Annotated in this window: 13 protein-coding genes and 1 pseudogene; 9 read left to right on the forward strand and 5 right to left on the reverse strand. The window is 46.4% G+C overall.

What is annotated here, in order from left to right; all coding sequences use genetic code 11:
* Positions 1–44: 44 nt before the first annotated feature.
* On the reverse strand, positions 45–986 hold the full coding sequence (locus tag EPB59_RS12640) for a LysR substrate-binding domain-containing protein (protein ID WP_195707009.1): 942 nt from the start codon (positions 984–986) through the stop codon (positions 45–47).
* Positions 987–1,102: 116 nt separating this feature from the next.
* Between EPB59_RS12640 and EPB59_RS12645 the strand changes: the two genes are divergently transcribed.
* On the forward strand, positions 1,103–2,293 hold the full coding sequence (locus EPB59_RS12645) for a multidrug effflux MFS transporter (RefSeq protein ID WP_195707117.1): 1,191 nt from the start codon (positions 1,103–1,105) through the stop codon (positions 2,291–2,293).
* Positions 2,294–2,395: 102 nt separating this feature from the next.
* Positions 2,396–2,680, forward strand: coding sequence for a hypothetical protein (locus tag EPB59_RS12650; RefSeq protein ID WP_000060366.1), 285 nt, complete (start codon positions 2,396–2,398; stop codon positions 2,678–2,680).
* Positions 2,681–2,777: 97 nt separating this feature from the next.
* Here the strand turns inward: EPB59_RS12650 and asnC are convergent, their stop codons facing one another.
* The gene (gene asnC, locus EPB59_RS12655) at positions 2,778–3,242 is read right to left on the reverse strand and encodes a transcriptional regulator AsnC (protein ID WP_055052095.1); all 465 of its coding nucleotides are present in this window, start codon (positions 3,240–3,242) and stop codon (positions 2,778–2,780) included.
* A gap of 259 nt (positions 3,243–3,501) precedes the next feature.
* Here asnC and EPB59_RS12660 point away from each other — a divergent pair, with 259 nt between their 5' ends.
* The 3 genes from EPB59_RS12660 to EPB59_RS12670 all read left to right on the forward strand — a co-directional run bounded on the left by EPB59_RS12660 (position 3,502) and on the right by EPB59_RS12670 (position 6,978).
* On the forward strand, positions 3,502–5,625 hold the full coding sequence (locus EPB59_RS12660) for an EAL domain-containing protein (protein ID WP_431355114.1): 2,124 nt from the start codon (positions 3,502–3,504) through the stop codon (positions 5,623–5,625).
* A 59-nt stretch (positions 5,626–5,684) separates the two neighbouring features.
* Entirely contained in the window at positions 5,685–6,470 is a 786-nt protein-coding gene (locus tag EPB59_RS12665; RefSeq protein WP_154173048.1) for a class I SAM-dependent methyltransferase, read from the forward strand.
* Between the two features lie 118 nt (positions 6,471–6,588).
* Positions 6,589–6,978: a hypothetical protein gene (locus EPB59_RS12670; RefSeq protein ID WP_154173050.1), complete on the forward strand. Its 390-nt coding sequence runs from the start codon at positions 6,589–6,591 to the stop codon at positions 6,976–6,978.
* Positions 6,979–7,053: 75 nt separating this feature from the next.
* On the opposite strand, the gene EPB59_RS12675 is transcribed toward EPB59_RS12670, so the two are convergent.
* Together EPB59_RS12675 and uspA are read right to left on the reverse strand one after the other, a co-directional pair.
* Positions 7,054–7,941 carry a carboxylate/amino acid/amine transporter gene (locus tag EPB59_RS12675; RefSeq protein ID WP_055052098.1) on the reverse strand — a complete coding sequence of 296 codons (888 nt, stop codon included), beginning with the start codon at positions 7,939–7,941 and terminating at the stop codon, positions 7,054–7,056.
* Positions 7,942–7,996: 55 nt separating this feature from the next.
* On the reverse strand, positions 7,997–8,422 hold the full coding sequence (gene uspA, locus EPB59_RS12680) for a universal stress protein UspA (protein ID WP_055052099.1): 426 nt from the start codon (positions 8,420–8,422) through the stop codon (positions 7,997–7,999).
* Between the two features lie 164 nt (positions 8,423–8,586).
* Between uspA and ftnA the strand changes: the two genes are divergently transcribed.
* The 4 genes and pseudogenes from ftnA to EPB59_RS18530 form a co-directional block, all read left to right on the forward strand.
* Entirely contained in the window at positions 8,587–9,114 is a 528-nt protein-coding gene (gene ftnA / locus EPB59_RS12685) for a non-heme ferritin (protein WP_000951039.1), read from the forward strand.
* Positions 9,115–9,191: 77 nt separating this feature from the next.
* On the forward strand, positions 9,192–9,515 hold the full coding sequence (gene uspB, locus EPB59_RS12690) for a universal stress protein UspB (RefSeq protein ID WP_000623072.1): 324 nt from the start codon (positions 9,192–9,194) through the stop codon (positions 9,513–9,515).
* 125 nt (positions 9,516–9,640) lie between these two features.
* A complete protein-coding gene (locus EPB59_RS12695; protein WP_195707010.1) occupies positions 9,641–10,828 on the forward strand; it encodes an NAD(P)/FAD-dependent oxidoreductase in 1,188 nt (395 codons plus the stop codon).
* Between the two features lie 133 nt (positions 10,829–10,961).
* A pseudogene (locus EPB59_RS18530) lies at positions 10,962–11,255 on the forward strand (heteromeric transposase endonuclease subunit TnsA); the annotation flags it as partial.
* Positions 11,256–11,263: 8 nt separating this feature from the next.
* Here EPB59_RS18530 and EPB59_RS12700 read toward each other — a convergent pair.
* Positions 11,264–12,441 (reverse strand): IS3-like element ISVch4 family transposase gene (locus EPB59_RS12700; RefSeq protein WP_154172801.1). Its coding sequence is split into 2 segments (ribosomal slippage): positions 11,264–12,183 and positions 12,183–12,441, totalling 1,179 coding nucleotides; the frame shifts between segments, so codons are not numbered across the junction.
* Positions 12,442–12,510 lie beyond the last annotated feature (69 nt).

Genomic DNA, 12,510 nt, shown 5'->3' on the forward strand with positions numbered 1-12,510 from the left:
AGCTACTCCTTTTATGCAAGGCGCGCAAATATCCGACTATGGATTCAACGTAAATGAAGTGTATTGGTTTGTATCACTTCGCGCAGCCAACGGATTGCCGGATCACTTTCTCGGTCACGATGCCAAAACAGGGTGTAGGCCATCGGGGGGAGTTCGAAAGGCAATGGAAGTTCAATCAGGCCGAGTTGTTTTGCCACTAACTGGGTGAAGTGGCTTGGCGCAGTAAAGACAAAATCAGTGTAGGTGCACAAGCTTGCCGCGCTATTGAAATCTGGAACCGTAATGGCTATATCACGCTGAAAACCAATATCGGCTAAACGATAATCTAATAACCAGCGATCATTACCATCACAACGGACTTGTACATGACGATGATTTAAGTAGGTAGTGAGGTTCCACTCCTGAGCTAGCAGTGGATGATCTCTGCGTAGCACACAGTGCTGCCTGTCTTGAAATAACTCCTGTTCACAAATATCGCTAGGAGGAAGCATAGTGAGTTTGGCATCGTTGATGTCGATGTCTTTTCCGGTCAGACCAAAATCGAGCTCTCCCACTTGGAGCTTACGAAACGTTTGTTCATTCCATGAATGAGTGCTGATACTGAGATGTGGACCATGACGGAAAATGGTGGGTAAAAAGTAGGGCATGATCAGTGGATAAGCACTTTCTACCGCAGCAATTTGAAAGCGGTATTCGCTCGATTGAGGAGAAAAATGGGCGGGTTGTGTGAGCAATTCAAGTTGATTGACCAATACATCGAGTTTGGGTTTTAAAAATAGTGCCTTAGGGGTTGCATTTAAACCATAAGAAGTGCGAATAAAAAGCGGATCATCAAATTGCTCACGCAGTTTAGCCAGTGATTTACTGACGGCTGATTGGCTTAAGCACAAACGAGCGGCGGCTCGTGTGACACTGAGTTCTTCAATTAGGACCTTTAAGCACACCAATAGATTGAGGTCGATGCGCGCTAATTTTTCAATTTGCATGAGTTTTTCCAAAATAGAATAACAGCAATGACGATATACCACTGTTTAGCATATCTTGAGACGCGTATCATGCACCGATCTTTAAAATTGAGTCGGAGTGTGAAGTGAAACAAGCAATGCCTAATCAGGTCAGTAAACAACAAATGGTATTACTGACGCTTTTGGTTCTTTTTAGCCCTTTAGCCATCGATATTTACTTACCGGCATTGCCACAAATTTCGCAAGCGTTTCACGTGGAACATGCACTCGCGCAAGATACGATCACATGGTTTTTGTTTGCTATGGGTGTGGGGCAGCTTTTTGCAGGCCCATTAGCAGATAAGTACGGTCGTCGAACGGTTGCATTAGGAGGCATCACTATCTATATCTTGAGCGCTTTATTGGCGTGGAGTGCTCAAAGTATTGAGTGGATGTTGATGGCTCGGCTGCTACAAGGCTTAGGAGCGTGTGCAACCTCCGTAGCAGCTTTTGCAACGGTTCGCGATTTATTTGGCCCTCAGAAGAGTGGAAAAATGATCAGCTACCTCAATGGAGCGATCTGCTTTATTCCGGCTCTTGCACCCATTATGGGAAGCTGGCTTACCCAACAATTCGGCTGGCGAGCGAATTTCAGCTTTATGGCTTGTTTTGCGTTGGTCGTGGGTTCGGCGATTGCGCTACGTATGCAAGAGAGTAATCCTAATGCAGGGAGTCGGCCGGCGGTATTTAAGCTTTCACGCTATGTGGCGGTACTGAGAGAGCCGACATTTCTTTTCCATGCGACACTCTGTTTGCTAGCGATGGCGGTGATTTTAGCCTATGTGACTTCGGCCCCTGTGATCCTAATGGAACGTTTACAGCTCAGTATGAATGAGTTTACTTTCTGGTTTGGCGTTAACGCGGTGATTAACATTATTGCCTGTATGACCGCTCCGAAAGTCATGGATAAATTGGGTACGCGCGTTTCACTGATTATTGGGATTGTGACGTTGATGATTGCTGGGGGGCTGATGATGATTCTGCAACATCAGCCAACGGCGTTGGCATTTATGCTCCCTGTATTTTTATCCTCAATGGGTTTTGCTTGGATTCTTGGTGGCGCAGCCGGTAAAGCATTAGCCCCATTTGGTGACAAAGCGGGTACGGCAGCAGCGCTTTTAGGTTTATTCCAAATGAGTGGCGCGGGTTTGCTCGTCGGGACTTTACAACGCTTCATGTCTGAGCCTCAACCGCTGATTGGTTTGACGATGTGGCTCGCTGCACCTGCATTACTTATTTTGTTCTCTCCGATAGGTTTTCGTTGGCATACCCAAACATCTGAGTGCTGATTCAACAAGATAAATACACGCTGAGGCTATTTTACTCAGCGTGTATCCTGTGTATATTATTTGCCTCTTCGATACTGACTAACCGTTTGGAATTCAATACCCATGTCTTTAACCACCTATGAAATGGCTCGCATTCTGGAACAGCTTGATGAAGCACCAGAGAAGGTGATGTTTGGCAAATTACTCAATGAACTCGGTAATCAAAGCAGTGAACGCATCCGTAGCGCGGCAAAGCAAGTTCCCATTACCGTGTTACGTGATCTGGTTTATCAGTTCCAGCAAGTGATTGAATCACGTAAAGGTGAGCAAGTTGAAATTATGGCCAAAGAACTGGCACAACAAGGTATTTCTGCAGAAGAACTACTGAACTACTTACAGAAACGCTAGCGATTTTTCCTCCTAAAAAAGCGCCATCCTCATCTCAAGCCTTGTGTTTCTTATGGTTGATGTCGAAATGACAAGGCGGGGTGCGTGCTCAATACCCTTACGGGTTCACATTACGGTTAATGGGATTTTGTAAAGAAATCAGCGTTTCTGTCGACTGAACTTCATCAATCGCTTGCAGCTTATCGATCAGCACATGCTGTAATTCTTCGATCGAACGACACATCAATTTCACAAAGATGTTATAGGCGCCAGTGGTGTAGTAGGCTTCGACTACCTCATCCAGTGCATTCAATTTGGCCAGTGCCGAATGGTAGTCGCGCGCGGCATTCAAATTAATACCAATAAAGCAGCAGACGTCATAACCGAGCTTTTTGGTATTTACCACCACTTCTGTCCCTTGAATAATATCCCCAGCTTTCATTTTCTCGATTCGCACGTGAATCGTTGCTGGACTAACATTAAATTGTTTCGCCATCTCTGCATAAGGTGTGCGCGCATCATCCATAAGAATTTTCAAGATGGCACGATCCAAGTCATCGAGTTTGGTGTGGTTGGTTTGCATTGTCCTTCCTGATAGTCTGCCGACACAAAATAGAGAGTGCTGATTTTATCATCATTAATAATATTCTTTAACCTTGGAGTCAGGATTGAGCCTATCGCGAATCATGTGCCTAAGCCCCCGCATTCCATTTGCTCTTATGCTGAGTTGCTTGATTGTTGCAGCACAGGCACAAGGGCAAACATTGCCGGTAAGCAAAGCTGAATTAACGCCGTTGGCGGTGAATCGCTATCAATGGGATAGTGATATGGTGGGGGGAACGATGTTGTGGTTTGCCCTCATCGGGGGCGTATTTCTTCTGCTGATGATCATTGTCCGTCAGTATTACTACACTCAGCGCTTACGTACGAACCAAAAGTTATTGGAATCAATTTTCGATCAAAGCACGCATTACATAGGTATTTTTGATCTGGAAGGGCGCATTATCTCTTGCAATGGTAAGTTGCAAAGCCTGCTGTATCGACATGGGGAAAGTTTACTTCGGCCGATATGGTTGCACAAAGGCTGGGAGGACTCTGCAGTTGAACACATACAACATTACTTTGCCGAATCCTTACCGCAGACTCGGCAATTTAATGCGGAAATCTGGCATCCCGAGCTAGGTGCTATTGTGTTGGAGTGCCAATTTAAACCATTGCCTACTCGCGAAGAGTCACAAATTCTGCTCGAAGCTCAGGATATTACTTGGCGTAAAATCACGGAGGATAAGTTGTTCCAACGTGAAGCCAGTTTACGCCATTACTACGATCAGCAGCCCGTGATGATGCTGACGTTGGATGACCGTAACCATATACAACAAGTGAATCAGTTTGCTGAGCAGCTTTTGGGGTATCCGGCTGATGCCATGTTAGGGCACCACATTCGTGATTTTTATCAAGATCAGGACGCATTAACGCCAAGGCAAGTCTTGTTACTGCCCAGCCGACACGCATCTTCGGTATGGCGACGAGAAGTCAGTTATCAGCACCGTACGGGTGAAACGGTGTGGGTGCGTGAAAATATCCGTCCTCTGCTTGAAACAGGAACGCTCTTGATTGTAGGTGAAGATATTACGGAAACTCGCCAACTTGCTGACCAATTGGCTTATCAAGCTCGTTATGACTCATTAACGCACACGCTCAACCGTAACCAATTTGAATTGGAGTTGGCCAAAGCACTCAAAGAAACAGAAAGCCAGCTGCGTACACACGCGATGTTGTATCTCGATCTCGATCAACTCAAAGTCCTTAACGATACCGCAGGGCATGATGCGGGTGATGGTGCCATTCAGTTTTGTGCCAGTATGCTGGAAGATGTATTACCGTTTAGAGCCACGTTGGCGCGTATGGGAGGCGATGAGTTTTCCATTTTATTGCGCGATTGTACCGAACGAGATGCGGTGTTGGTGGCGCAAAGTATTATTCATGCGCTGAGTGAAGTGCCATTTGTGTGGGAGCACATCCGATTTAATCTGACCTGTTCAATTGGCATTCGTATGATTGACCATACCGCAACTTCACCACAAATGGTGCATGCGCAGGCAGATACCGCTTGTCATGCCGCGAAAGAAGAAGGTCGCAATCGGTTTAACTTGTACCGACAAGATGATGCAGATTTACGCCGACGCCAGCAGGAAATGGAATGTGTCAACCTAGTGCATGATGCCTTGGCCAACGATCGAATTGAGCTTTTTGCACAGCGTATCGTGCCTCTGAATCACCCCGATGTGCTGCTTCATTTTGAAGTGCTTGTGCGCATAAAAAACGCGGCAGGTGAATACGTCTCGCCCGGAATTTTTGTACCAGCTTCTGAGCGTTATAACCTTGCACACCGTTTAGATCGTCAGATCGTGGAACAGACGCTCAGTTGGCTTGAAGGGCGCCCTGAGGTGACAAAGAAACTTGGGCGAGTGTCCATTAACCTTTCGGGGAACTCGATTGGCAATCCTGATTTTGTGGCCTTTTTACTCGATCGCTTATGTCATGGCCACATACCGTGCAACAAAATTTGTTTTGAAATCACGGAAACTGCCGCAATGCGTAATCTCAATCAAGCCATTGCAGTCTTGTCGCAGTTGAAGGAATTGGGATGTGTGTTAGCGCTGGACGATTTTGGCTCTGGTCTCTCTTCGTTTGGATACTTACAAAAACTGCCAGTAGATATCGTGAAAATTGATGGCATTTTTGTGTGTGACATGGACCAAAACGAGATGGATCGTTTGATGGTGCGTTCGATTCATGAGCTGACTAAGCAGATGGGCAAGACCACGGTTGCAGAGTTTGTCGAAAACGAACAAATTCTGCAAGCCTTGCAGCAGATCGGGGTCGACTATGCGCAAGGGTACCTGTTCAGTAGACCACAACCTATTGCTGATTTGGTTGCTAAGCAGCTCAAAGAGAAAGCGTAGGGTTTGCTAACAAAATCCGCTACACTGAGCGCCGTTTTGTCTAGGTTTTCGGAGTTCCCTTGTTGATACAACTGATTTGCGAAGCGCCATACCGTGCGCAGGAGTTAGAGCAGATTGCTGCGCGTTGGCAATTGCAAGCCAGTGATGACAGTGTATTTGCTTTGGTACTCACTGAGGAACGCCTTGAACTGCGCAAATTAGATGAGCCAAAGCTGGGCGCAATCTATGTTGATTGGGTGGACGGCGCTGTAGCGCATCGTCGTAAATTCGGTGGTGGTAAAGGTCAGTCGATCGCCAAAGCTGCGGGTCTCAACAAGGGGGTGACTCCTGTTGTGCTAGATGCGACAGCGGGCTTGGGACGAGATGCGTTTGTTCTGGCTTCTTTAGGTTGCCGAATACAAATGGTGGAGCGCCATCCCGTGGTGGCGGCGTTACTGGAAGATGGCTTACAACGCGCTAAACAAGATAGTGAAATAGGGACTTGGGTGAGTGATCGCATCAGTCTACTGCACGCTTCAAGCCATGATGCTTTGCAGCAATTGGCCGCCGATCCAAACTTTGTTTCCCCTGATGTGATCTATTTAGACCCTATGTATCCACATCCTGAGAATAAAAAGAAAAGTGCGTTAGTGAAAAAAGAGATGCGGGTTTTTCAATCGCTGGTGGGAGCAGATAATGATGCCGATGCCTTACTTGAGCCAGCGCTGCAATTGGCAAAAAAACGAGTCGTGGTGAAGCGCCCAGACTACGCGCCGTGGCTACAAAATCGTAAACCGAGCATGGCGATAGAAACCAAGAAAAACCGCTTTGATGTGTATGTGCTCGCTGCAATGGATGGTGAATAACCCAATTCAACCCAACATGATTGGTGAAAAGAGCGTGCACAGAATCTGACTTGTGTTTTCAAATGAACCACGTAATATCGGCGCCTGAGAATAATTCGTATTTTAGCTGGAGCAGTCAGTGGCTAAACGTCTATGTAAACTCAGCCGCAATGAGATTACGACTTCCCTTGGTGAGATTGAACGCTTAGTGGCTGAGCCGCAGTTTCTATGTCGAGCCTGCGCGCGAGTGGCGGGTGATAAGAAAAGCCTGTGTAAACCGCAAGCTTTGAGTGCGAAGTCTCCTGCTGCCAATATCTCCGCGTTATCGGAAAACGAAACCAATACCGGCGTGGCGAGTTTATTGCCGAAAGGCAGTTTGAAGAAACAGCAGAAGTTTCATAAGAAACTGGAAAAAGTGCTGAAGAAGCAGCGTAAGCTGATGAAAAAACAGCAACAGCTGGAAGGAAAAGTCGCGCAGACTAACCCTGCTCTGGTTCATGAGATAGCCGCTCAAGTCAGTATGCATTAAGCTTGAAACGTCGATAAATTGTAAGCAAAAGCCCATCTAATGATGGGCTTTTATGTTTTAGGCGATAGAGTCCGCTTAGGTTAATTTTTGGCGTTGATAATCACGCTCAACGCGACGTTTTACCCAAGTTTCGTTGATCCACAAAGATGCGAGAATAACGGCTCCACCTAGTGAAAGGCGGATGAGGTCGACATCGCGGTTCCAAATTAGAATGTTCACCACCAAACCAGCAGGCACTAGCGCATTGTTCATGATCGCTAAGGCTCCGGCATTGACCATGCACGCGCCTTTGTTCCACGCAAAATAGCCAAGCCCAGAAGCGATCAATCCCAAATAGAGCAATATGCTCCATTGCAGTGAAGTGGTCGGAAGCTTTTCAGGGTTACCAAGCAGCAAAAATGCCACGCTAGCCACTACCAGCGCGCCGAGGTAGAAATAGCCAAACACCGTATGCTGCGGCAAGAAGGTTTGCTCACGCTCCATCAGGTATTTATAGCCAACTTGGCCAATCGCAAAGCAGAGGTTGGCTCCTTGCACCACGAAAAAACCCGTCAGGAAGTTGTCATTAATTCCCGCAAATTTAATCAGCACCGCACCCAAAACGGCAATGAATGCTGTAACTAAATACCAAGGAGAAAAACGCCCTGTGAGCAAATCGTAAATCAAAGTGACATAAATCGGGGTGAAAACGGTGAACAGCAGCACTTCTGGGACGGAAAGCAGCAAGAAAGATTGGTAGTAAAAACAGTACATCAAGCCAAGCTGAATGCCGCCAATTGCCATCAGTTTCGCAATCAGAGCACGCGGTACGTTTTTAAAACGAAGAAAGGGAATGAAGACTAAGCTCGCAAGGGCTACTCGCATCCAGACCGCAAACCAAGAGTCTACCTGACCGGCTAAATAGACGCCGATCAGGCTAAATGAAAATGCCCACAACAGGGTGACTGCAGAGAGATAAACCATAACGCTATCAAATGAGTGAATGGAGTGCGCAGTCTACCTGAGTATTTTCTGCTCGTCAGTCGTAGAGTGGTACGACGAGCATATCCACGGGTGAGCTATTGATCAGCTGACGTGTGGAGGAGAGCAGTTTGCTCCAGAAATCTTGGTGATGACCACACACCAATAAATCCACGTTAAATTCGCTGATGGTTTCGCACAGTTCATTCGTCAAATCACCGCTACCTACCAAGGTATGCTTGATGGGGTAATTAGCATGTTGCGCCAAATCTTGTAGCTGTTTTTGCGATGCTTCCATGGCGTGATGCTGGGTTTCAGCTAAATTAATATCGATAAGGCCGGTGTATAGCTCAGCGTAGTTCACATCGATATGAATGAATGAGACTTCTGCATTGAGAGGTTTGGCCAAAGCCACCGCTTTTTCAACCAGCAGTTTGCTGTCTTCAGACAGATCCACCGCAACCAAAAGATGTTGATAACTCATTGTATGGACTCCTTTTCGGGTGACTAAGCACAGCGTAGCACTGGATTGGTGATTTTTTTGTCGCAGCGATCTCAGTTTGATGGCGATACCTTGGGGTAGGGCTACAATAACTAGCGAACATGTTATAGTTCGTTCAAATAGTTACAGTGAATTAGGAGTTTTCTATGTTGTCGCAAGCGATGGTTGAACATCTCAATGAGCAAATTAACCTCGAATTTTTCTCATCCAATCTATACTTACAAATGAGTGCTTGGTGTGAAGACAAAGGATTTGATGGCGCTGCTGAGTTTTTACGCGTTCATGCGGTAGAAGAAATGCAGCATATGCAACGTCTGTTCACTTATGTGAGCGAGACGGGAGCACTGCCAATCCTTGGTGCGATCGCTGCGCCACGCCACGAATTTGCTTCACTGGGTGAAGTGTTTCGTGAGACGTATCAACATGAACAGAAGATCACGCAACAGATTAACAAACTGGCTCATGTGGCGTTCACCTCCCAAGACTACTCAACATTTAACTTCCTTCAGTGGTACGTGGCTGAACAGCATGAAGAAGAGAAGTTGTTTAAAGGGATTTTAGATAAGCTGGAACTGGTCGGTGAAGATGGTAAGGCGTTGTTCTTCATTGATAAAGATCTCGCAGCATTGGCAAAGAAAGGCTCATCTTCTGTGATGGATGCTCCTGCTGAGTAAGATCGGCAAAAAGACAAACTGAAGCGATCGTCTTTTTCTCTGGGCATTCTCAACACAAGGTGTGTAGGGAGGAAAAGATGATCAGTGGAGATACCATTCTATTTGCGCTTATGGCCGTGACGGCGATTAACGTCGCACGTTATGTGACAGCGCTGCGCTCACTTATTTACATCATGCGTGAAGCTCATCCGTTGCTTTATCAACAAGTCGACGGTCGAGGCTTTTTCACCACTCATGGCAACGTGACCAAACAGGTTCGCTTATATCACTATCTTAAAGGTCGCGAGTATCACCATCATCATGATCCCGTATTTACCGGCAAGTGTGATCGGGTCCGTGAGCTGTTTGTTCTGTCCGGTTCGCTACTGGTTCTGACCACAGTCGTTGCATTTATGCTCTAATTGCGTGCATTTGCCCTACATTGGCATTGCGTTGGCAGAGTGACGATTTGCCGTTAGAATAGCCGCCCAAGTGAGTAAGGATGTGCACTCAGCACATCCTTTTTTTATGGTATTAGGTGGCAGTGATGAGCAAGAAAGTCGATGTAGTGATAATTGGCGCGGGTGCAGCAGGTTTAATGTGCGCAGCGCAGGCGGCACAACGTGGCCGTCAGGTATTGCTGCTCGATCATGCTAAAAAGCCGGGGCGAAAAATTCTGATCTCCGGTGGTGGTCGCTGTAATTTTACTAACTATGATGTCTCGGCGGCGAACTACTTGTGCCAAAACCCACACTTTGTGAAATCGGCATTGTCGCAATACACCAACTGGGATTTTATCTCGCTGGTCAGTAAATACGGTATTGCTTATGAAGAACGTGATCATGGCCAGCTGTTTTGCCTTGATTCGGCCAAAGAAATTGTCGATATGCTTCTCAGCGAGTGTAACCAATCGAATATCGAACAGCGTTATCAAGTTGAAATCAGTGCGATAGCCCAAACGGAGCAAGGCTTTGCGCTGCAAACTACCATCGGTGAGATTGAGTGCGCGTCGCTGGTGGTCGCCACGGGTGGTTTGTCGATGCCGAAATTGGGTGCCACGCCGTTTGGCTACAAGATTGCTGAGCAGTTTGGTTTGCCCGTGATCAGCACCACAGCAGGCCTAGTGCCATTTACGTTGCATGTGCAAGATAAGGAAGATTTCGCGCCGTTATCGGGGATTGCGATTCCGGTGGAGATGCGCGCGGAATGCGGTAAAACCTTCAAAGAAGCCTTGCTGTTTACTCACCGCGGCTTATCTGGGCCTGCGGTGCTGCAAATATCATCCTACTGGACGCCAGGACAAATCATCACCACCAACTTAGTGCCGGACGTGGATTTGGTGGAGCTGCTGAATAGCGAAAAAGAAGCGCACCCGAATCAATCTTTGAAAAATACCTTATCGAAAGTGTTGCCCAAGCGTTTGGTGGAAGTGTTGATTGAGCGCCAATTGTTTGCCGATAAACCGTTGAAACAGTATTCCCCGAAAGAGCTCGAAGCATTGCAAACCAGTTTAGAGCAGTGGTCGATTGTGCCAAACGGTACCGAAGGCTATCGCACCGCAGAGGTGACGCTTGGCGGCGTGGATACCGATTGCCTCTCATCCAAAACCATGGAGTGCAAAACCGTCAAAGGCTTATTCTTTATCGGTGAAGTGATGGATGTCACTGGCTGGCTCGGCGGCTATAACTTCCAATGGGCTTGGTCGAGTGGCTATGTCGCCGGCCAGTGGGTTTAATTGTTGTGCAGAGACAAAAAAGTTTGCCCACAAGCAAAAAAGATTGCCCGTAAGGAAATTTTGAGACAATAAAGTTTGCCCATATGGCATTTCAACGATACGTTATATTCATAATGAATTACTTGGATATGCTATGGCGCGAGGACGAAAGCTGGATTCTTTACAAGATTACCAACGTGCTCTTAAAAATAAATATGGTCTTGGTTCAGGGAGGGACTACAAGCCTTGGCTTAGGATTCAGGACGTCAAATCAAATGGTACTCGGTCATTAATCCAAGGCATAAAAACACAACGCATTCACCACATGTTGTCTTCTATTGAGAGTGATTTTTTCTATTTAGCAGAGTTTACAGATTCAGTAACAGACATAAGAGAACAATTTCCTATCCTTCCTCTAGGTTATACACAAAAAGTAGCTAAAACCCTTTGTAGTGGTCAACTAAAATTGGCCATGGTTTTAGAGTTTTCCCAATATAATCGTTCTGATTCATTGGGAGTTAGACCACCGTTATACTGATGTGGCCTGAGTTGGCAGTAATATCCGATAATGTAGCGGGTGATCTCTTGTTGAGCCTCAGCGAAGCTACGATAACCCACAGTTGGCACCCATTCCGTCTTCAGACTTCTAAAGAAGCGCTCTATCGGCGCATTATCCCAACAGTTTCCTCGGCGAGATAAACTCTGTTTTATTTGAAAGCGCCACAGTAATTGACGGTATTTACGGCTAGTATAATGACTGCCTTGATCGCTATGGAACATGACACCTTTTGGCTTTCCGCGAGATTCATAGGCCATAGACAGCGCTTTACCTGTCAACCGACTATCAGGCGACAAAGACATTGACCAACCGATCACTTTGCGGGCAAAAAGATCGATAACGACCGCTAAATACATCCACCGATTACCAGTCCAAATATACGTAACATCGCCAGCCCAGACTTCATTTGGAGCCGTAACAGCAAATTGACGACTTAAGTGATTTGGAACGTCAATATGTTCTTGTGAAGCCTTTCTGTAACGATGCTTTGGTTCTTGGCAGCTTACTAAACCAAGAGTTCTCATTAGCTTTGTTGCTCGGTATCGGCTCAGCTTTACACCCTGATTTGTGACTATATCTGCAATGGTTCTCGCTCCCGCAGAGCCATTGCTTGCGGCGTGAGCCTCGCTAATCAAGCTGCGCAGTTTTATTGTTTCCGCATTAATTAACGCTGGGCGTTTAAGCCAATAGTGATAACTACTTCGATGAACATTGAAGACTTCGCATAATATTTTTACGCTGTGGCTCTGCTTGAGTTTCTTGATTATCAAGAATTGTTCAGTGAGTCCGACATCAAGAGAGCCGTGGCTTTTTTTAGTATTTCATTATGCTCTTCAAGGCGAGCCAGCTTCTTTTTCAATTCCCGAATTTCTATTTGCTCAGGGGTCATAGGTGAAGCTTTAGGTGTTTTCCCTTGGCGTTCTTCTCTAAGCTGGCGAACCCATTTATCCATCGTGGACTTGCCCACATTCATGGCTTGGGCTGCTTCCGTCACTGAGTAATTTTGGTCTAAGACTAGCTGCGCTGCTTCTAACTTAAACTCTGCGCTAAATAGCCGTCTTGTACGTTTTGTCATAATGTCACCTGTTAACTTATGAGGTGATGATATCACCTCTAACTAAGTGACCAAATTCACTATGCCACT

Source organism: Vibrio metoecus (assembly GCF_009665255.1).
GTDB classification, from domain to species: Bacteria; Pseudomonadota; Gammaproteobacteria; order Enterobacterales; family Vibrionaceae; genus Vibrio; species Vibrio metoecus_B.